Here is a 20711-nt window from a genome sequence, read left to right as displayed (position 1 = left end):
TGTGATCCCTTCATCCGGCCCGCGCATACAGGACCGCCGCTAGCGACATCACGAATATCGATAACCAGATCAGGATCTGACCAAATATGTGAAGAACCAAACCAACCCATCCATATTGTCTACGTAGCGCCACCCCGCTGCCGACGGCGGTGAAAAAGGCAATCACCGCCGGCATCGAGATCGACGGCGGTCGCTGAATGATCGTCTCGAAGATCGGCATCAGCCCAATCACCATGACCAGCATCCATGAGAAGCCGAATACCAGCGCATTCCCGAGGTTCAGATGCTCGAGCGGGCTCGGCCGCATATCCTTCTCCCGGAAGCGGGCTGCCATCAGGAAATCTCCGCGCTCAGCCAGCTTGTGAACAAACTTCGAACGCCGTATATTCTACACGTTCGGAGGTTTGAACAATGATCGACACCGTCACCTATGGGCTTACGCAAACGCTTCCCGGTGGGCCAATCGTTCGTCCGGAAGAGCCAGTCTTTACTCCCTCTCAGATCGACGATGAGGCGACCGGACCTGCGACCCGCGGCGGCTTGATCGCGGGTTTCATCTCCCTTGGCTTGCTGGCCGCCGCTGGCGCCTATCTGGGCTTGGCCCTCTAACACTGCGATCATTTCCTCAATTCGGGATCGTTGAAGAACCCGCGGTTGTGGTCCCGGTTTACCTCCGATTGCACGTCCACCGATCCCTGCGCGCGGCTGGTGCGACTCGCCTGCGCTGCGGCCCTATCGTTTTCAAGCGACGTCCGTCCCGCTTCGATGATCTCCGCGGCTGCGCCCGGATTTCCGCCCCCCGGTCCTGCGGGGATCCCGCCAGCGCCATGCGGACGATATGTGGCACGCACGTCGGCGGCACTGCCGATGTCAATTTGATGCACGTCCACGAGATCGGGCGCGTCAATCCGGCCCTGGATCTCCTCACGAATGGCATCGCGCTTATCCTGCATCCAGCGCGAGATCATCTCCTGGCGCACGGTCCGTTGATGATCCGTCAGGTCCGTAGCCCAAAGTTCGGGTGCGTTCAGACCACTGTTGGACGCTTGCTGCTGCCGATACCATCGGGCAAGATCCTGGCTGAGGTTCTCGCTGAGCTGCATCCCGTGCGTTTCGGCATAGCTGGCATCGCGGGAAAGCGACTGCGACAGCTCCTCGAGCTTCCGGGCCGTCTCCGAGTAAGACCTGGCCCTCGCCAGCGCATCTTCGGTGCTGACGGAAGACGACGACGACTGTGACGCGCGGCTGAAAACTCCATCGCGATCGTAGGTGCCGTCGGACGTATTAGCGCCGCTGCCGCTTGAATGCTCATCGCGAACGCCGCTCGATGCCGAGCTGGAGCTATCGGAGGAACGCGACTCCTCCGTTCCATGCCGCAGACTGTCCGCCTGCTGTCCAGTCTTACTGACACCAAGGCTTCCGCCCACAGACGGGAGGAGCCCACCGACCCGCTTCCGCCCGCCTGAACCACCTTTCCCGCCGCTACTACCAATTCCACCATCGAGACGGCCGCTGACCTGATCAAGCGTTCCCGCTGAGCGATCGTGAGCGTTGGCAACGCGCAAGCTCTGGCCAGTAGACGACCGCTCCTCGAGACCCTGCGAACTGCTTCCCGTCGTCCGATCAAACTGGTCGATCGATGTGTTGGCCGACCGGCCGCTGCTCGAATCCCACCCCGACGAACGCTCGCTCGACGTGCCGAACGCGCTGCGATTTGTGTGCGTGCTGGTCAGGATGTCGTTCGCCGCATTCTCATAAGCCTGGGCTTGCCGATGCGCCTCGCTGGCCATCTCCCGCCATTCCGCGACCGTGCCGGTGTTCATGGTCGGCGTGAAGCCGAGCCGCGAGATCGCGCCGCTCGTATCGATGACGTCCTGCCCGTTCCCGAAGCCTGACACCACGGCGCCGTTGTCCTGACGCCACCCGAAACTCGGGCCGCCGCCCATGAAGCTGGGCGCAGTCGACCATTGGTCGCTCTGCCGCATATTCGACGTCGCATTGGCCCAACTGACATTGCCATAGGAGTAGTTGCCCGTCGTCTGCTCCACGGCCGCCGCCTCGGCCGCGTTCTGTGCCGGGGCGAGCATAGACATCGACTGACCAGCGATCGACATGGCACCACGCGCGAGACCCGCGGCCAGGAAGGGCACGCTCATGAGCATGAAGCCCGCGATCGTCGCCGTCTCCCCGTTGACCGCGCCGATGCCGGCATAGCTCCCGAGCGTCACGCCGCCCGAAGCGACCCCGGCCGCGGCCGATTCCGCCCGCGTCATGCAGATCATATGCAGGATAACGTATAGCGGCCCCCATGCCGCGAGATAGAAGAACCCCATCCCATAGCCCTTGAGCGAGCTGACGCCGGTCTGCGGCATCAGGAACAGCGGGAATATGACCGGGAACATCGCGAAGAAAACGACCGTCAGCACGATATTCAGGATCGGCACCCAGGCCATCGCCTGCTGGGCGATCGAATTATAGGTGTTGCGCGCCTGAATATCGGCACGCGTCTGCGCGAAGGTGTCGATTGCGGCTGACCCGCTTCCACCGGCCATGCTGTTGCGGGCCTGCATGAAAGCGTTGATCGCCGTATTTTGCCGCATCGCCTCGGTAAAGTTGCTTCCCGACCCGGTGAAAGCCGAATTGACGATCGGGAGATCGTGCTTGAGCTTGTCGGCCGCCAGCGCGTTGCTCAGCTTCGGGTACAGTTCCTTGCCCCACAGTGGCGCGTTCGCCTCGATCATCGGGGTCCACTGCGCGTCGAGCGCCTGATACGCCTGTCTGCAGGTAATGATGAAACTTTGGACGGTCCCGTCCCCCTGTCGCTCGAGCCATTCCTGCGAGCGCGCCTCAGAGCCAGGTCCGATTGAAGCCCAAAGGTCTTTGGAATTGGCGAGATTGGTCAGCGATTTCTGATAGAGCATCACGTCGCCGAACAGGCACTTCTTGAAATGCTCCTCCAGATTCGTCGAAAACTCCGCGTCGCGGATCACGAAATTGCGCGTCGCATCGAAAAGGCGCGTGCCATAGACCATGCCGTTGGTCGTGTAGTTCAGCTCGCTCGGCATCACGAAGACCGTTTCGGCCGTTCGTGTGAGCCAATCCCCAACCTGGGTCGTGAAGCTCGCCAAAACACCAAGCCCAAGCGGGACATTGTCGACGGTCGCGGGCGCCAGCGAAGGATTGATTCGGTCGGTCACCTTGACGCTGATGGTCGGGACCATGAGGCAAAGGTAGATCGCGGTCGCTTGAAGAAACCAGTTCATCCAGGCGCGGAAGTTGAGGGTGAAGGCAACCACGAGCAGCGAGTAGATGAGGCCCATCACCATCACGACACGGAGGAGCGAGCGGTAGCCCCCTCCCCCCGACCATGCGGCCACGGCATTGAAGGTATTGACGAGATACTCGCCGCCGCCAACCGTGAAGACCTCCAGCATCGCCTTGCTCCCGCGCCCTTACATGAGGCCCTGCGCGTTCAACCCGCGCGAGAAATTGAGCGCGGATGCCATGCCGGGCGTCATTGAGTTTTGAAGTGTGGACTCGAGCATGATGCTGCGGTTGATGATCTGCATCGTCACCTGCAGCTTGTTGTTCAGCTTCACATCGCGTTGGGCGAATTTAGCCCGGGTCGCGGCGATCTGCTGTTTCCACTGCGTCGCGGTTTCCTGATCGAACGTCTGGTAGTGGACCTTCGCCTGCTCGACACGATCGAGCATATTGTCCAGCATCGCCGCCAAAAGATCGACCGCGACGATCTCCGACAGCGTCTGAATCTCACCGTCGGTCAGCGCATAATGGGCGTAGGCCTGCACCGCGAGTATCTTGTAGATCGGCACCGTCGCAAGGTTGAGGAGCTGCTTTTCCGCCGCGTCGAGCGCCGTATCCGTCCGGATCTTGTCGCTCATGGACTTGATCATGGTGCTGATGCGCGGCCGAAGCGCCGAGGACGCCGGCACCGTCAGGGTCTGTTCGCCTACGTCGTAGCAGTTCTCATCATTGCACTTCAGCATCTTGACCGCGGGCGCATCGGCCGTGCCGTCGAGCAACGCCGTCACCACAGCCTCTTCGGCCGGCCCAAACATGACGACCTTGCCGCCGACACTCGGATCGGTCGATGGCGTGGTCACGACCGTTCCAACCAGCGTCATGATATATTCGGAGAAGGACTGGTCGAACGCGCCAAATTTGGCCGACTTCTTCAACGCCTCCCAGGTGTAGTTGTGGGGTTCACCGACGAGCTGGTCCTTCATCGATGCATCGGTGTTGCCGGCGATCGTGCTGTCACGACGGTTGCCGTTGTTGCAGCCTTGACGCGATGCCGCCCAATCGGAGAACACGCCCTGACTGTTGCCAACCGCCTCGCAGATCGTGGAGCGCGTGGTCTCCATCTGGGGCCAGATGCCGCCCACGAGCGCCTGCGCCGTCTCACAGCTGGAAATGTTCATCTGGTTGAGAAGCTGTGCCTTCTGGCTGAACTCGTCCATGACCTTGCCGATCTCCGGCGACACGGAATCGATCGCCAGTTTGAAGGCGAACCCGAGGGCATTGTTGGCCGTCGCCTTCAGCATCGCGACGATTTCCGAGGCGTTGATGAACGAGAAGCTGCCGCTGAACAGATCGATGCCGCCACACCCCGCACGCGCGCTCGGTAGCTGCAGGTTGAAGGGCGACACGCTTTTCTGCGGAAAACGCGTCCAGACGTTGCCCAGCGAATAGTAACCGGCCGACTGGCCCTGGAACGCAGTTGGACCGGTCACGTTTGCCGCGCCGCCGGCGTCGTTGAAGAACCCGTTCATTTCCGACGCGACATCGGCGCGGGCGACACCGGCCAGCGCGAAATGCGATGCCGCTACCAGGCTCAAGCACCCTGCGGCCTGCCGAAGAAATCTGCGGACCCTGCCGCTTCTGCGATCCTGTTCCATCAATAGTCGCTCCCAACCTTGGTGTTGGTCAACATGAAGATCCGATCCATGATCTCATCAGCGCTCAGGACGCCGTACCCAACCGGGATCGTCCGCTTGGTCCGCGTATCGAACAGCACCAGCGCCGGCGTCTGGTTGCCCGGCACGCCCATCCGCGCCCGCTGCCCGGAGTCGACCACATAGTTGGGGAATTCGCGGTTCGGACCACCGTCCATCGAGACCGCCATCACCGCCATGCGATGACTGTCGGCGACCGACTTCAGGATCGGGGCAAACAGCTCGCACGCGCCGCAGCTCTGCGCATAGAAATAGAAGAGCCCGTAGCGCTGGCTGAGATTGGTCAGGACGGCGTCGCGATCCGCCTTGCGGTTGTCGAGCCAGGCACGCTTGCCAACCGTCGAGACTGGCCGCTGCAGCGTGTAGTCGAGATCGGGGTTCTGCCAGAGCGCGCGCTGCCAGGTATCCGAGAAAGTCGAGGCGCGATCGAGCTGTTCGCGCTGGAACCGGACATAGGCGATCACGTTTTCCTCGGACGGCTCCAATATGGCGCGGGCCTTCAACTCGTCGAGCTGCTTGGTGATCGCCGCCATCCGTTCGGCCGCGCTGATCTCCGGCACCTGTTGAGCCTGTTGCCTGGGCTCCGGCGGCTTCGGCTTGGCACAATAGAACCACTGGCCGAGCTTGCGCTCGCCGCAGTAGAAATCATCGCCGCTGCCATCACGGTCGAGGGAGTCGCGGGATGCTGCAGCATCCTGAGCTCGAAGCGGTGCCGCCGCCGCGATCGGTGACAACGTGAGGAGCAGCATCGACAGCTTAGCGAGTCTGGACATCGCGCATCGTCCTTCCGTCGGTTGCGTCCGCAGGCGCGGAATAGATGGGGCGATCGCTGGCCGAAGATGGTCCTTGCCAGATCGCGTAGTGGAAGCAGCAGTCGAAGCCCTTAGCTGGCGACGACGTGCCGCAGGGGAGAGCACTCGGCGTAGAGGGTGGCGGGGCGGCGGGCGTTGTCGCCGCCATCGCCGTGGCCATCAACGCGATAATGGAGGGCTCAACGATCAACATTGCCATTGTCCAGTTCCCCCTTGGTTAGCCGAAGGACGGACATCATCAGCGCCACATCGATCAGGCGCGTGCCCTGATCGAGCATTCTGATCATCCCGTTCATGAGTGGACGTGCCGCTTCCCGGCCTTCGTTGCTGGCCTTCAGCCGATCAGCGACCGGAATCAGCCAGCCCCGTTCGACCATGTCGGCAACTGGTCCCGCTGCGACCTGCGGCGGGATGGCACATTCGAACCAGCCCGCCAGGACGGTGCAAAGCTCCTCCAGGCGCATGGGCTGTTTGGCGCGATAGCTGCACATGAAGATCGCGAGCTGGAACACAGTCATGTTCCACCCGCTGGGCGAACCCCCGCCTGACGAGAGCAGGTCATTTGCCATGGAGATCATAGTAGCCCTGGATCTTGTCTTGAATGTCGCTCATGGTTTCGACTTCATCGGGTAGCTTGGCTGCATCCATGAAGTCGGCATACACCTCGGTGAAATCCATTACGGACAGGTCGAGCAAGGCAAACTCCTCGATCGTGAAGCCGTTACACTGTTCCTTTTTGGGCGTGCCCCATGGTTTGCCGAGCTGGACCCGACCCTGCTCCTGAAGCACGCGGCTGAGTTTGCTTTCGAAACAGCAGTAGGCGGTCCGCTTGGTCTTGCAGATGCCGAGGAAGCTGGACGAACAATATGTCCCGACCTTGTGGCAGAAGCCCATGCGATCCTTGATATCGAGCTTCATCTCATCCTGAGAGCAGGCGAACAGGGTGAGGAACGGCGTCGCGAAGGCCGCGATCGCAAGTGGGCCACCCGCCAGCGCAGCCGCGCCGGCGGCGACCGGCACAGCGCCAGAAACCTTGCCCGCGCAGCAATTGATCAGGCCGAAGACCGGCTTGTGGCAGGTCTCACGCGTGCCCTTGAAAACCGTAAAATTGGTCTTGTCGAACTCCTTGCCCGCCTGGTCGATCGAGTGAAGGGCAACAAGGGCGTCCTTGAACTCCGTCGACGCCTCCCGGACGATCGGCTCGCAATCGCCGTTGATGCAATAGACATCGTCACCGCAGATATATTGCTTGTCGTCGGTCGTAGCCGGACCCGGCGTTGGGCACCGGTAGACCTTTTCCGTTACCTTGCAGGGACCGCCGTCGGGATTCTCGTCGAGACATTCGTCGCGCACATAGGTGCACTCTTTCTTCGCCTCCAATTCCCCGCAGTCATTGCCGGTGGTGATGTGATTGCAGCTATAAGTACGGCTCCAGGCCCAGCACGGCTGGGTGATCGGCACCCCATCTATGATCCGCGTCACCGGATCGCTTGAGGTGCAGACCTCCTCCTTGAGGCTGCATTCAGAGTTGCCGGCGGAGGCGGAGCAGGCACTTTCGTCACGCGACGATCCGACGTAGCGCTTTTCCATTCCCGCGAAATTGGGCGGAGCGACAGTCCGGCGCCAATATGACAGAGTGGCATTGCCTCCGGGCGTCGATGCCGCCTCGGATGTACAGCTATAGGTCCTGTTGGACGTCGTCGACCAGTAGGTGATGCCCCGTCCGACCGTGATCCGGCGATGATTGTCGCCAAGGGCCTCCGAGGTCATCGTGCACTGCGCGGCGCTTTCAAAGCCCGTGCAGCTGTTGTGCGTCTCGATCGGTACGATCGTTGTCTTCCATTCCGCGCATGTCCGACCCACAAATCTGACGCATGTGGTTTGCTCCCGCGTCAGAAATGCGGTCCCACAGGTGTATTTGAAGCGGTCGTCGAACTGGTGGTTAAGGCCAACCGAACATGTCGCGGTCGTTTCCTCAACCTTTCCACCGGCGTTGCAGGTGGCCTCATAATAGCCAGCGCTGCCGGTGGCTGGCGGCAAGGGTGTACAGGTTCCCGCGCCACTCGAGATGTCTTCGCCCTCAAGATAGGTCGATGGGTCGTTCTCGACCGCCGTCGCGCGCTCGGTCGTCGCGAGGATTTCCGCGTTACTGAAGGTCGGGCGCGTGCGATCGGCATCGGTCACGATCCGATACTGCTCATCGGTCGATTTCGCAGATTGGGCGGCCGCCTCCAGCTTGTCCGGATCATCGAAATAGGACCCTTCGGGCAGGGAGGTCCCACTATAGCCGGGGACGGCCTCTGCCTGGGCATTGTCGGTGGGAACGAGGGAAGAGTCCGACCGCTTCTCATCGGCCATCGCCTTTCCTTCCTCACGCGCCTGCTCGACCGTCATCTGCGCCCCTAGGGGACCGGCGGCGAGCAAGGCGGTGACGAGCCCGATGACAAGAGCGCAAGCCTTCACTCCTGCCCCTTCCGCATATTCGAAAGCCCGACCGCGGCGATGCGAGCCCCCGGTCCGTTGCCCTCGGCAAAGGAATTGAGCGCATATTCGACCGTCACATTGCCGGTCATGCGGTCATAGGGTGGAACCCTGGTCTGGCAGGAAAAGCCGGCGCAGAGGTCGAAGTCCGAGGAAACCGCCACATAGGTGGGGACCGCCTGCACGTTGAACGCGCGGAAGAGGCGCGGATCGATGCCGATGTTTGTGAAATCGTCCTGGCTTTCGACGATCTGGCCGAGCCTGCCCGCGAACGCCTTCATGGAATTGTTCGGGAAACCCCGGAAGACGACGACGCCCCCTGCCCTCGCCGTATCCTTGATGAGCTGCTTGAGCGACTGCGGCGGCATCGACAGGCTTGCGAAAGCAATGAATTGCGGGGCGTCCCCACCCTTTGCGTTGGCGTTTTTCGAAGCCCCCTGCACGATCTCATCGAAGTCGATCGGCCCGGCTGGGCCCTTGGGCAGATCCTTCGCCGCGACCTGGCGCATGTTCTCCGTGCCGGCCTCGCGGATCGCGACCGCTTCTTCCCTGAACTCGTCTCCACGGTCCTTGACCTGGTCGACGAAGGCTTGTGCATCGGCCGCGAGGTCGGCCGAGCGCTTCTTGATCGCCTGTACGTCGAGCCCATCGACGGTCTGGGCGAGCAGGGCCGAAATGCCGGCGGTTCCCAAGAGGGCGGTGATGCCCCAAGCGAATAGGCGCATCGTCGGTCCCCTACAGCACGCAGCAATTGCGCTTGCGCCAGATGAGATAGCCCATGTCCTCGCCGCCGGCGGGGTAGGCGCGACCCGCATCGGGCGGCATGGTGGAAGCCCCGATCGCCGAGCAGGCGAAGCGGCCGCTCACGGTCGGGATCGGGTTGACCATCTGGAAGCGATATTGCTGCTTCCGCATGATCGGCATGAGATATTTCTTGCACAGGCCCTTGGAGCCCATCGTTCCCCAAGCCAGCGCCTCGCGGTGCATCTTGTAGGCGAACCGGGAAATTGCGAGACGTGACGACTGCACATGCCCGATCGACGCCGGGATGTTGCCGTTGAGCGGGTACATGCTGCCCTGACAACCGGCGCACCAGAACAGCGGATCGAGCGGAAGCCCGACCGTGCCGGCGATGCAATCTCCCGCGCACGCCGCCTGCGCGATCGGATTGGCGAAGACGATCGCTTCCGGGTTGATGAGCGTGGTCAACGCATCATCCTGCCAAAGCGGATCGATCTCGGTCATATAGGCGATGTCGAACGATGCCTGCTCAAAGCACACGAAATCGGTCAGGATCTCCATCCAGTAGAGAAGTGGATAGACATACCAGTGGACGTGCCATTTGGCCGTGCTTTGGGAGCGACCGCCGACCATCGACGGCCCGGCCAGATAGCCTTGGCCGATATCGAAGCCAGGCGCGATGCGGAGCCCGCCGAGATTGGGGAAACACCACGGCTTCATCGTCACGTCGGCAAGCCGCGCCGGCTCCCAGAACCCGACCGAAATCCCGATGCGCGGGAGCGGATCGTTGCAGACGCATACCGGCGACGCCGGATTGCTCGGGTCGGGCCGGCTGCTCGGCCAGATCTTGAGCCCTCCCACCGACAGGGGAAACAGGCACGACCAACAGACGTCGGTGATCGGATTGACGAATTTGCCGTTGCAGGTGGGTCCCGCGGCCTCCGCCTTGGGCGCAAACGCGAACCCGACGGCCAAAGCCAAGAGGACAGCGAGGATTGGACGCAACCGGTGCATCATCCGCTCTCCCCAACCCCCTCGAGGAAGGCCTTGTCGACGCGCTGCTTCCGCGCGACGTAGAGGCCGGTGTAGAGGGCCGTTACCAGCAGCAGGACCGCCACAAGGACGGGCGCCAGTTGGCCCGCCATGCGATGAAACGGCGTGAACAGGCCGACGCTGAGCGCCAGCGACAGGCAAAGCCCCTGCCAGGTGAACCGCATGCGGCGGAGCGAGCGGCTCTCGGGCGCCGCCATCGGCGTGCGGAGCAGATCCAGCCACAGCGGCATCAACCGACGCTCCCCTTCTTCAGCACATGCTCGGAAACGCGCATGATCTTGCCGGCCTGGGTCACGACGGCAGGCGTATGCTGAATGCCGAACTTGCCGCTCAACTTCCCTTCCTGATCGAAATAGAAGCGCCGCTTCCGGGCCGTCATCGCCTCGATCGGCGAGCCATTCACGAAGATGATCTTGGCCTTGAGATCGGTGTAGCGACCAGTCGCCCACGCGATCTGCGCGGCATTGTCGCCGTCGATGAAGACGAGATCCTGCTTGATCGCAATGAAATCGAGCGGATTGATCTTCTGCCCAGCAGCCGCGATCAGATTGCCCTTCTGATCGCGGATGTCGCGCTCGAGCGTGACCGACGGATCATAGTCCCAGGTCCGCGCCTCTTCCGCCGGCGTGATGCCCGCGACCGGGGTCGGCCGACGCACCTTGGCCTCGGCGCGCCTGGCAAACATCTCGTTGGTTCTCGCCAATTCGCCGGAAGCTTCCGCGCGCTTCAACCGCGACTCGATCGTCGTAAGCAGATCCGGCTCGATGACCGGAAAGGCTTGCCCCGCTTGCCCGTAATCCTTGGCCTCGATCCGCGCAGAGCCCACGAACGTTGCGGTCATAGTGACCACGCACGCAGCGACGCCGACGGTCAGGAGATCGAGCGCCGGTCTCACAGGATCGGCTCCCCGGTCCCGACGATCTGCTTGCGGCAGACGAGACCTATATCTGCGTAGCGGCTGTCGAAGCCGTCCTTGTGGGGCGTGCCGGCGAAGTAGCAGCCGTGCGGGATCGTGCCCACGATGCCGGGGGTAAGCGGTTCACCGAACCGCGTCAGCGGCTTCATTCGCGTGACGGTCTTGCCGTTGATCGTCACGTTCGGCCCGTCATGGCCGACAACATCGCCCGGCACTCCATAGACGATCTTGCCGAACATTTTTGGCTTGGCGCCGAAATGACGACGCACCAGCGGGGTGCTGGGAGGATCGAAAAACACATAGTCGCCGCGCGCCGGCAGCTGGTTCCGGTGAATCACGAATGCCCAGTTCGGAAGCGAATCCGTGGTGTTGATGAGGAAGGCGTGCGTGTCGCGCCAATCGCTGACGGCCGTCAGGACGATGCTGCCGACAAGGAACGCGCCCAGCATCCCCCAGAGCCGCTTGCGCGGCCGCCAGGACGGCGCGGACGCCTCACTGACCGCCGTTGCCATCGGGGCCTCCAAAGGTGGATACCGTGGCTCCCGGCGCTTCGTACTGCGTCGGCTGCTGCGGCAGGGCTTGGACCGGCATCGCCTGTGGCGGCATGCCCTGGGCCGCAGCCATCGGATCGATCGTTGCAGCCGGGCCAAAGGGCGCCGCCGCCGCCGTCGGTTGTGCCGGGATCTGTGCGGCGCCAAGCTGTTCGAGCCGCTGCAGATCCTCGGTCGATGCCGGTTTGGGACGCGCAATACCGGACGCATAGACTGCCGCCTTCAGGCTGTCCGTGATGTCCGGTACGTTTTTCGTCAGGACGGCTTCGCCAACCAACACCACCTGACCGTTGGCGCTGCGCCGCTGCAGTTCCCTGTCGAGCGAAGCCATGAAGGTCCGCATTTCAGACTCGACCTGAGCGGGCGGCGACGCTGACCGAGCCTGCCCCTGCACATACTCGCCCACGATCGACGACAGCCGCGCGGAGACGATGTGATCCTGTTTCGGAGCGACAAGGGCCTTCGTCACCCACATGCACCAGATGATCGCCAGCAGCACCAGGGCGCCGATGATGATCTGCGCCTTTGTGAAGCCCGCGAAGACAGTCCGGCGCTTCACCGCAACGGCTTCAGGCGCGGATGGGGAACCGGGCGGAAGATCGAGTTCGGGCTGCTCAGCCATGTCGGAGGCTCCCTTCAGGGGTGCGCGCGGGCAGGATTCTGTTCCGGCGGAAGACAATGATCGCCGACGACAGGATCAGGTGCGCGATGATGATGGTCTGTTTGAACGACGCGATCCGGTCGGCGTCCGCTGCGACATACCGGCTCGCGAGATTGTTGAGCTGGTGCATCAGCCCATCGAAGGAGAAGCCGCCGATCGCGAGGACAAAGAGAAAGAACAGCCCCCACGTCATCAGGAGCGTCGTGGCCAGAAACCCGGCGAAATGGAGGTAGAAATAGAGTAGATACCGGCCATCGATGGCTGACCACCGGGGCGCAGGAACGACCTGGTCGATCGGATCGGGAATAATCGTCGCCATTGGCTTACTCCGCGGCGATGGCGACGTCGTCATGGGGGACGACATTGCTCACCCATTTCTCGGGATTGTCGGGATAGGCAATGCGCTCGATCGCCTCGTCCATGCTGAGCCCTTCAGCGATCATCGCGTCGATCGCGGCAAAGGTCTTGGGGCTCGAGGAGAACAGCGCGGCCGAATAAGGATCGAGCACCAGGCGGCCAACGGCGAGCGTCTCCGGCCCCTTGATCATGATGTCGGAATATTCGAACCCGTTGCGCTTGAGCGACCGTAGAAGAGCGTCCGTGTAATCGTCCATCTCGAAGCGATCGTGCTTCTTGAAGTCCGCGATCGTCTCCGGCTTTTGCTGTAGGATGACGAACCAGTCGGAGTTTTCGAGCGCGGCTATCGAGCCGGCCGATTTGTAATAGTCGTTGAGCGACTGCGTCGCCGTCACCAGCGACGCACCATATTTGCGGCAGGTGCGCGCATAGGTTTCGATGAAGTCGGCCATCGCACCGCCGCGCAGCATCTGCCACGCCTCGTCGAGCAGGAGCGCCTTCGGGATCGCCCGGTCGACCTTGCGCATCATCTGCTGCGACATGAACATGATCGCCGTGAGCACGACGCTGCGCAGCTCTTCCCGGGCCGACAGGTCGGACAGCTCGAACACGGTAAGCTGCGCCTTCAATTCGAAGGACACCTCGCCCTTGAAGAACTTGCCGTAGGTGCCGCCCGACGAGAATGGCCGCATCGCGATGCCGAGATCGGCCGCGAGCGGGTTGCCCGTCGCGTCGAGCGCTTCGATCACATGGTCGATCGAGCCGTGACGCCCGTGCTTTTCCCAAACCTCATTGACCGCGCCGTCGATCAGGCCGCGCTCGGTATCGTTGAGCCGGTCGATATGCCGCGACATCTGGTTGATGATGGCCTTGAGCATCGCCATGCAGTCAAGCAGATAGTCCTCGTCCTCCCGCGCCTGCTCCTCGTCGATCATCGAAAACGGGTTGAGGCAGAAGCCCGAGCTCATCGTGAATTCGACAAATGCCCCACCCTGCAACTTCGCCGAGTGCTCGAATGATCGCCCATCGTCGATCACCACCACCTTGGAGCCGGCTCCGCACAGCGAGGCGCACAGTTCCTGCAGCGCGACAGATTTGCCCGATCCCGATTTGCCGAAGACCGCGACATTGTGGTTGCCGGCGCCGTTCTCGAACGGGCTCCAGAAGAACGGCTGACCGCGGCGGCCGATGAGCAGCAGGTGGGGGACCTGGCCACCCAAATACTCGCCTTGCAGCGGCGCGAGATTGGCCGCCGTCGTGGTCAGCAGCGTCCTCATGCGCTTCATGCGCTCGAGATCCTTGGACAGGCCGTTGGCCATCGTCATGGGCATGGCGCACAGCAGGCCCATCACCTGCAGGTAGCGATCGTCGAGAAGATCCCAGCCCGCGGCACGGTAGACCGACTTCAGCACCCGCTCGTTGGCGTCCCCCCTTCCCTTCGGCGAGAAGGACGTCACGCTGTAGAAACAGCGAACCAGTTTGCGGCCCTGCCGGATTTCCTCGTTGACGTACCGCCATTCCTGCGATTGATCGCGTAGCTGCGGGAGGAAGCGCGCCGATTTGGAGTCCGCGAGACTCGTCGTCCGCATGAACTTGAAGCTGGCCCTGTTCGTCGACGCCTGGACATCGGGATATTCGAGGCAAAGGTTCGTCGAGACCGGGCACGGCATCCTGAGCTTGTCGGTGAACATGTCGCCGATCAGGCGCGCGACATCCCACGGCGCCCAGCGGTTCGGCAGGTTGCGGACCGAAAAGGAGCGAACGTCGAACACGTCGGGGTAGATCTCGCCGATTTCGGGCGCGCCCTGGACCTTCTTGCCGGTCGGGCGGAAACGCTCGGTGCGCAGCAGCATCCGGTCGGGCTCGACCTGCAGCTCGATATCGCGGCGCACCGCCTGATCGGCGATCGGGTCCAGCGGATTGTAGCTGACAACGTCGTCGCCGGCGGCAGTCGTCGGCGACGTAATGTCGTCGATCCACCCGATCAGCGCGACGGGATCCATCTTGCGGGCCGAGACATTCACCGACGCAAGGGCGGATATGAGACCGTCCATGATCGACGCAATCTGTTCGACCGAGATGCTGGACGTCTCGGGCGTCGAGTAGGAGATCGCGACACGGTGGTTGCGCAGGCAGAATGGGGCATCGGCCGAGAGCGATTCCCAGACACCATCGGTCAGGAAGTCGACACGATGCTTGGCCATGCGCTCGTAGACGCCGCGCGCCGCGTAGCGCGGGAGATACCATTTGGAGAGCCGTTCGCCGATCCGCGGCGACATCCACTGATGGAATTGCAGGCAGCCCGGCGCCGGGATTCCCTCCGACAGGAACTGCGTCAGGATCTCGCCCGTCCGCTCGTCCGCCCCGACCAGCGGCGCTGTCTCGATCACGAAGCCGCGCGAGGCGCTGTTGTAGAATATTCCCGTTTTCGGGTCGTAGCTGCGGTAGGGAAGCCAATGCGCCAGCATCGGCGCCGCGAGATCGGGTCGCTGCGCGTCGGGACGCTTGGCGTCGCCGAACACGCCGGCAAGCAGATTGTCGAAGAAGCCGGACTGGGCGCTCATATCAGTTGTCCTCCGGGACTGCGGCGGGGAACCCGGTTGCACGGATCGTCGGCTTCAACGTCGGCTTCGCTTCTGGAAGAACGGCTTCAGATGCCGCTTGCTCGGCGGTCTGCTCAACGCTGCGCGTTGCAGATCGATAGCGCGGATCGCCCTTGACTCGTGCCTGCGCCTCGACACCCGAGGTCGTTTTCGGAGGCGGCGCGGCAAGTGCAGCCTGTTCGCCTGCCGGCCGCGTCGTGGCCGCAGCCGCTGCTTGGGCCGGCGCCGACGTGCCCGCTGGAGACGTCTTTCTCGAGGCGGCCGACGGAACGGTCAACGCTACGGGTTGCGACGCACCCGGCGCCCCACTCGCCGGGGTAAAGGCTGCCGGCGCGCCCGTCGTGACGGTCGGCGTGCGACCCGCCTTGGGGGCGAGGCGGGCCGCAACATCGGCCTTGATCGCATCGACGGGATCGGCCTTGCGTGCACGAGCGGCGGCCACCGCGGCGGGATCAGGAAGGTTGGGATCGATCGACGCGACAACCGTGTCTGGCGGATCAGCCCGGTCCACCGCTTCCACGAGCGTTTCGGGGCGCTGCGACGTCGCGAGGGCGTTCCGTTCCGGTATCGGCGTCGCGGTCGCCAGCGCCTGTTGCTGCCATTCGCCGCGCGCGACAACGGCATGAACGGCGCTCGCTTCATGCAGACGCCCGCGCTCGTCGATATAGGGCTGGAAGACGATGCGCAGCACGCGTTCCTGGGTGCGGCCGGCATCGGCCTGCTGCACGGGGGTGCGCACGTCGGAAGCTGCGGCACGATATCCGCGGGCCTTCGGCGCGGTGTCGATGTACGGCCCCGCTGGCGCCGTCGAGGCGCCGTTGGCATCGCCCGAGATCATCGCCAGCGCGCGATCGTCGATGGTCGACGTCGGCGCACAGATCCCATCTGGCGCGGCGCATGAAAAGCTGCCCTTAACATTGCCGCCGAAACTGGCGCATCCGCCAAGCGCCACCATCAGCATCAAACTCGCGAACGCCGGCAGGCGCCGCGAAACGCCGCGACGGGCGGGCGCGCTCACGACTTCGCTCCTTTGAGCCAAGCCTCGAGGAACTGTTTGGGTCGGTAGCCCTCGAGCACCGCGCCGTCGCTGCGAACTATGACCGGTGTCCCGCTAAGGCCATGCTGATGCGCGAACCTCTCGTTCGCATCGAGCCCCTTGGTGTCACACGACGCCTCGCTCTTGAACGGCTCGCCAGCATAAGCGGCGTGCAGCGCCTGCTCCTGGTTCATGGCGCAGTAGACACGATCGGCGACGTCGCGGCTGCCCAGGACCGAAATCGGCCGCTCGACCACGCGCACGTTCATGCTGCGCAGCACGGAAGTCAGCGCGCGGCAATAGCCGCAGCGAAAATCGGTGAAAACGGTGACGGTATCGGCCGCGGCCTTGTTGCCCCAGACAATTGCGCCCTCCCTGGGAAGGCCGGCTAGCGACAGCATCGCCGGCTTCGACGGGAGCGACGTCCTCCTGACACCGGCAGCGGGCGTCCGGATATCGGCCGATGCTTCCTCCGGCTCTCCGGTGGCGGCAGCGGCGTTCGCCTTGGCCGCGCCGCCAACGAGCATGTCGGGGTTCATCTCGAGCAGGCGCGCGGCCGTTATGTCTTGCCGCGTCTGCATGTCGTAAACGCGGCCGATGACCAGATATCGCGCCCCGCTATCGACATAGAACAGGTTGGAGCCAGCGGTTATCTCGCAGAGCCCGCTGACCTTGCCGCAGTCGATTGCGCTGATCGGGGTCTTCGGCAACCGCGTCTTGAGCAGAAGGCGAACCTTGTCCTCGGGCTTTTGAACGTCGGCTGCCAGCGCGATGCCGGCAACGCTCAGCACCGCAGCCACGAGCATCAGGCGTGACGGTCGCGCCAGTGCGCGAAAGCCGCCCAAACGATCAATTGCGAACATACACACCCTCCAAGAAGACGATTTCGACGTCGACACCGGTCGGCATCTCGATGACGGGCTGGTACTGCTCGGCGCGCTCGATCAGATATTTCGAGACCATGTCGCCCGTTTGAGCCACGCCCTCGCCAAAGCCACCTTCGAGGATCTCACCCGTCGACAGCTTGTCGCGCTTGCCATTGGTGCTGATGTTGGTGCCCTGGAAAACGGAATTGGCGTTGGCCGAAAAGCCGCGGCCGAAGCCCCCGGCTAGGCCCGCGATAAATGCCTGGGTGACCAGAGAACCCTCGCGCGACACGACACGACCGCGGACCCCGGTTTTGCCGCCAAAGGCGATGAATCCCTTCACCTCGGAGACGGCATAGCGCCCGCCCGGCTGCGGGCATGTCATCTTCTGCAGCTTGACGTAGACCTTCTCGCTCGAGAGATCGCCGCGCGCCGCACCGTTGATAAGGCAGCCTTCGATCTTGGTCGTGAGCAACCTGCCATTCTGGTAGACGGACCGCGCAGGCCCGGTAACCCGGAGAACCACGGGCAGCGGATCGGTCTGGCTGTTGACACCCGCGCTCGCGTCCACGCCCACGATGACCTTCGCCGATGCGAAACTGTTGGGCGGCAGGTAGTTGATGCTGTCGGTGTAAACGGTGTTGCCCTTGGCCACCTTCGATGCCGTGCCGGTATCGGCCGTCGAGAAGCTGACCATCTTGACCTCGCTCCCCCGCCCCATGTCGGCTAGGCGGGAGTCAGGCGCGCCGTCGGGGCGCTGATAGGCTTGCGTCCCGTTCGGTCCGTACATCGCGCCAGGACCTGGAACCGGGGGAGGCGCGGCACGCTTGTCGGCGATCTGCCGCTTGAGCTGCTCGTTCTCGGCCTGATAGGCAGAGAACACGCGCGCGCCATCAGCCTGCATCGCCTGGTTCTGGCCTTTGAGAAGCTCGATCTGCTGAGCCAATTGATCCATGCGCTGCTGCTGCGAACTGACCGACTTGAGCTGGTTCTCGGTCGACTGGAAGCGGTTCTCGGAGAGCGCCATCCATTCCTGCTGCGAGAGATTGCGATTGACGAGATCGTTGGTCGAGACCTCGACCTTGGTGACACCATCACCAGCGACCTTGGCCTTGTCCTCGCTGCTGCCGAAGATCCAGAACGACGACGCGACAAGGCCGGCGCCAGCGACGCCGGCCAGCAGCATCCGCTGCTTTTTCCGCACAGCCTCATTGGCCGACAGCTCGTTGGCGACGGGGGAAACCCCTTCCCCTTCCTCGCTGTCGAAGGCTTTGCGCTTGCGTTGGAAGAGATCGGCAAAAGCCATGTCCTTACCTCCCGTTCTGCGAGACGAGGTAGGCCGTGGTGACCTTACCGGGTGCGAGCCTGGGCTCGGCGATGGAGACAGCGAGCGCACTCGCCGGGGCAACGGTCGCCTCGGTCAACTCGACCGGCGCATCGCTCTTGTTCTCGATCCGCAGCACCTTGCCGGTCAGGTCAGACCCGCGATATTCCGCGATCATCTGGACCTTGAGATTGCCGACATAGACGGGCTTGAGCGCACGCTGGCGCATCTCGTAGCCGTCAACGACGCTGTTGGAATACATGGCCTGGACGAGCTCGACGGCGGCATCCTGGGGTCCGGCCTTCTCTGGCGCCGCATTCTCGCCCGCCTTCTCCTTGGCTATCGCGGGATTGGAGATGAAGACCTGCACCGCCTGCTCGCCGGCGATGCGGCATACGAACTTGTAGACGTAACCGCGCTTGCTGGTCGCGAAGAACGACAGCGCCGGCCTCCCGAAGCCGTCCGGGACCGACAGATAGATATCGCCTCGCACCGGCTCGTTGACGACCGAGAAATCGTCCTGCGGATTACCGGTCGAAATCTTCGACACGGACGCGAACTCATCCTCGACGAGGCTGATCCGCGTGAGATCCTTGGCCGACGCAGCGCAATCGACCTGACTGCTATCCGACGCCATGATCGTCTGATCGGCCCAGGCAGGATCCGCCATGAGAAGAACAGCCAGGCCGACCAGAGACGCCCCGATGAAGCGGCTTGCGTGGCAATAGGTGCGCGACAGGAAGACGACGCCGGTCACGGCGCTGCCAAGGGCGTAGACCGACATCATTGATCCTTTTCCTTGCCGGTCGTCACCATTCCGAAGCCGACCAGCTTCAGCGAGACTCCGGAATATTCCCAGTCGAAGCGAAAGGTCCGGCGTTCGTTGGAGACGACTTTGTTGCCGACGATCGTGTGGAGATCGCCGGTCACCGTGGACCACAGATTCTTGGGGTCGATCTCCATCGTCTGAATCGTGAAGAACTGCGCAATGGATGACCCACGCTGCTCATTCACGATCTTCATGAGATCGGCTTTCAGCTTGCCCTGGGCACTCGGTGCGGTGATGTCGAGAACCGACTTCATCCAATATTCGAGATTCTGGGGACTGCGATCGAGCGTGAGCACCGCGGTGTCGCGCGTAATCAGCTCGAGATATTCGCGGGAGACGCCTACGCTGCTCACGGTGAGCGGGGAGCGAAGGACCGGCTGCAGGACGATTTCACGATCGCGCGTGACGGTCACAAAGAACAGCAGCGTCGTCAGGGCCGCGAGCGCGGCCGCCACCACCACAAGAAGATTGCGCTGCTTGAGGATGCGCTGATTTTGCGCGTGCTGATATGTGATTTCCATGTCACCCTGCCATCAAGCGGAGATAAGAGGGTGGTGTCGCCTTCATGCCGGTGAAGCCGGCAGGAAGATGCCAATAAGCCATGTGGAGCAGCCAGGACGCCGCCCGACCTGCCTTAGCCTTTTTGAGACCCCACCAGCCTGCGCCCGCGAGCAACATGCCAATGAGGATATGCTGAGACAGGATTCCCCAGACGAATGGGATCACCATCGCGAGGAATTCATCCAGCGTCCACAGCCCGATCAGCTCGGGATCATCCAGATGAGACGGTATGACGTACTTGTCCGCGGCCATTGCACCACCCTCTCCTAAGCCCGATCGAAGCTGCTACTTCGACCGGTCCTGGGACGTGTCAGATCGTGGCTGTCACCGTGGAGGTGACGATCGGAATACCGGTGCCGGCACCGACGCCGACGCCGACCGGGATCGCGATCTGGCCCATGGAGAAGCGGCCCGAGGCCAGCGCGACGATGCCGCCCGCGAGCGACAGGACGGTGATGATCTTGCCGCCCGAACCCTCAAGGAAGTCGGTGAACTTCGTCAGGGCCGTATCGAACGTGGTGTCGGCGCCGGCGAATGCCGGTCCGGCGAACATGAGGAGTGCAAACGCGAGTGCGGCAAGGGCGAGGATCGCCAACTCCGCGCGTCCGCTCGTTTTCAAGACAGACTGCATGATGGGTTTTCCCTTCAGTGGAGACGCGACGGATCCGCGCCCATTCGAAAGGTGACCCCGGCAGGAGTCCGGCTGCAACGCGAGGTTTCGGAGAACCTGGCGAATCGTGAAATTTTCCTCAGCTCAAGGACCTTCTGCCCCGGTTTCCGGGGCGCTCTGCCCCGCCCGGCAGGGCACCCTGCCCCGTATTTCGGGGCACTCCGCCCCGTGCTTCGGGGCATGCTGCCCCGCATAGCGGGGCGGCCTTTCGGTCAATTGCGGATCGGCCCGGATGGGAGTAGATTCGCACTCTGGAATCGAGGCGGTTTCAGAC

Annotated in this window: 22 protein-coding genes; 1 reads left to right on the top strand and 21 read right to left on the bottom strand. The window is 63.0% G+C overall.

The features are described 5' to 3' along the window. Positions 1 to 10: 10 nt before the first annotated feature. Entirely contained in the window at positions 11 to 334 is a 324-nt protein-coding gene (locus OVY48_RS05995) for a hypothetical protein (RefSeq protein ID WP_313922105.1), read from the bottom strand. A gap of 77 nt (positions 335 to 411) precedes the next feature. Between OVY48_RS05995 and OVY48_RS05990 the strand changes: the two genes are divergently transcribed. After that, the gene (locus OVY48_RS05990) at positions 412 to 609 is read left to right on the top strand and encodes a hypothetical protein (protein WP_313922104.1); all 198 of its coding nucleotides are present in this window, start codon (positions 412 to 414) and stop codon (positions 607 to 609) included. Positions 610 to 617: 8 nt separating this feature from the next. Here the strand turns inward: OVY48_RS05990 and OVY48_RS05985 are convergent, their stop codons facing one another. The 20 genes from OVY48_RS05985 to OVY48_RS05890 form a co-directional block, all read right to left on the bottom strand. Beyond that, entirely contained in the window at positions 618 to 3434 is a 2817-nt protein-coding gene (locus tag OVY48_RS05985) for a conjugal transfer protein TraG N-terminal domain-containing protein (protein WP_313922103.1), read from the bottom strand. 18 nt (positions 3435 to 3452) lie between these two features. Then, positions 3453 to 4853: a conjugal transfer protein TraH gene (locus OVY48_RS05980; RefSeq protein WP_313922230.1), complete on the bottom strand. Its 1401-nt coding sequence runs from the start codon at positions 4851 to 4853 to the stop codon at positions 3453 to 3455. A 65-nt stretch (positions 4854 to 4918) separates the two neighbouring features. Further along, complete coding sequence (locus OVY48_RS05975; protein WP_313922102.1) at positions 4919 to 5749, bottom strand: conjugal transfer protein TraF; 831 nt, start codon at positions 5747 to 5749, stop codon at positions 4919 to 4921. A 218-nt stretch (positions 5750 to 5967) separates the two neighbouring features. After that, on the bottom strand, positions 5968 to 6366 hold the full coding sequence (locus OVY48_RS05970) for a hypothetical protein (RefSeq protein ID WP_313922101.1): 399 nt from the start codon (positions 6364 to 6366) through the stop codon (positions 5968 to 5970). Then, a complete protein-coding gene (locus OVY48_RS05965; protein WP_409592972.1) occupies positions 6347 to 8251 on the bottom strand; it encodes a conjugal transfer protein TraN in 1905 nt (634 codons plus the stop codon). The genes OVY48_RS05970 and OVY48_RS05965 overlap by 20 nt, the downstream gene beginning before the upstream one ends. Further along, positions 8248 to 8994, bottom strand: a complete 747-nt coding sequence (gene trbC, locus OVY48_RS05960) for a type-F conjugative transfer system pilin assembly protein TrbC (protein WP_313922100.1) — start codon at positions 8992 to 8994, stop codon at positions 8248 to 8250. The genes OVY48_RS05965 and trbC overlap by 4 nt, the downstream gene beginning before the upstream one ends. Positions 8995 to 9004: 10 nt before the next feature. Beyond that, positions 9005 to 10024: a conjugal transfer pilus assembly protein TraU gene (gene traU, locus OVY48_RS05955; RefSeq protein WP_313922228.1), complete on the bottom strand. Its 1020-nt coding sequence runs from the start codon at positions 10022 to 10024 to the stop codon at positions 9005 to 9007. Then, the gene (locus tag OVY48_RS05950; protein WP_313922099.1) at positions 10024 to 10293 is read right to left on the bottom strand and encodes a hypothetical protein; all 270 of its coding nucleotides are present in this window, start codon (positions 10291 to 10293) and stop codon (positions 10024 to 10026) included. Before OVY48_RS05950 ends, traU begins: the two co-directional genes overlap by 1 nt. Beyond that, positions 10293 to 10904, bottom strand: a complete 612-nt coding sequence (traW, locus tag OVY48_RS05945; RefSeq protein WP_313922227.1) for a type-F conjugative transfer system protein TraW — start codon at positions 10902 to 10904, stop codon at positions 10293 to 10295. Before traW ends, OVY48_RS05950 begins: the two co-directional genes overlap by 1 nt. Before the next feature lie 50 nt (positions 10905 to 10954). Beyond that, complete coding sequence (locus tag OVY48_RS05940; protein ID WP_313922098.1) at positions 10955 to 11491, bottom strand: S26 family signal peptidase; 537 nt, start codon at positions 11489 to 11491, stop codon at positions 10955 to 10957. Continuing rightward, a complete protein-coding gene (locus tag OVY48_RS05935) occupies positions 11472 to 12152 on the bottom strand; it encodes a type-F conjugative transfer system protein TrbI (RefSeq protein ID WP_313922097.1) in 681 nt (226 codons plus the stop codon). Before OVY48_RS05935 ends, OVY48_RS05940 begins: the two co-directional genes overlap by 20 nt. Further along, on the bottom strand, positions 12145 to 12510 hold the full coding sequence (locus tag OVY48_RS05930) for a hypothetical protein (RefSeq protein ID WP_313922096.1): 366 nt from the start codon (positions 12508 to 12510) through the stop codon (positions 12145 to 12147). Before OVY48_RS05930 ends, OVY48_RS05935 begins: the two co-directional genes overlap by 8 nt. 4 nt (positions 12511 to 12514) lie before the next feature. After that, positions 12515 to 15112 carry a type IV secretion system protein TraC gene (gene traC / locus OVY48_RS05925; RefSeq protein WP_313922095.1) on the bottom strand — a complete coding sequence of 866 codons (2598 nt, stop codon included), beginning with the start codon at positions 15110 to 15112 and terminating at the stop codon, positions 12515 to 12517. Between the two features lies 1 nt (position 15113). Continuing rightward, positions 15114 to 16169, bottom strand: a complete 1056-nt coding sequence (locus OVY48_RS05920; protein ID WP_313922094.1) for a TraV family lipoprotein — start codon at positions 16167 to 16169, stop codon at positions 15114 to 15116. Next, entirely contained in the window at positions 16166 to 17050 is an 885-nt protein-coding gene (locus tag OVY48_RS05915) for a DsbC family protein (RefSeq protein WP_313922093.1), read from the bottom strand. Before OVY48_RS05915 ends, OVY48_RS05920 begins: the two co-directional genes overlap by 4 nt. Beyond that, entirely contained in the window at positions 17037 to 18359 is a 1323-nt protein-coding gene (locus tag OVY48_RS05910) for a TrbI/VirB10 family protein (protein WP_313922092.1), read from the bottom strand. Before OVY48_RS05910 ends, OVY48_RS05915 begins: the two co-directional genes overlap by 14 nt. 4 nt (positions 18360 to 18363) lie before the next feature. Then, positions 18364 to 19164: a type-F conjugative transfer system secretin TraK gene (locus tag OVY48_RS05905; RefSeq protein ID WP_313922091.1), complete on the bottom strand. Its 801-nt coding sequence runs from the start codon at positions 19162 to 19164 to the stop codon at positions 18364 to 18366. Further along, on the bottom strand, positions 19161 to 19727 hold the full coding sequence (locus OVY48_RS05900) for a type IV conjugative transfer system protein TraE (protein ID WP_313922090.1): 567 nt from the start codon (positions 19725 to 19727) through the stop codon (positions 19161 to 19163). Before OVY48_RS05900 ends, OVY48_RS05905 begins: the two co-directional genes overlap by 4 nt. 1 nt (position 19728) lies before the next feature. Then, positions 19729 to 20019: a type IV conjugative transfer system protein TraL gene (gene traL, locus OVY48_RS05895; protein WP_313922089.1), complete on the bottom strand. Its 291-nt coding sequence runs from the start codon at positions 20017 to 20019 to the stop codon at positions 19729 to 19731. Positions 20020 to 20077: 58 nt separating this feature from the next. Further along, positions 20078 to 20398: a TrbC/VirB2 family protein gene (locus tag OVY48_RS05890; RefSeq protein WP_313922088.1), complete on the bottom strand. Its 321-nt coding sequence runs from the start codon at positions 20396 to 20398 to the stop codon at positions 20078 to 20080. Positions 20399 to 20711: the final 313 nt, after the last annotated feature.

Origin of the sequence: Sphingobium sp. SA2 (assembly GCF_032227065.1) — a bacterium.
Lineage (GTDB): Bacteria > Pseudomonadota > Alphaproteobacteria > Sphingomonadales > Sphingomonadaceae > Sphingobium.
The sequence above is the reverse complement of the archived record's forward strand: the minus strand, read 5'-3'. Positions and strand labels throughout refer to the sequence as shown.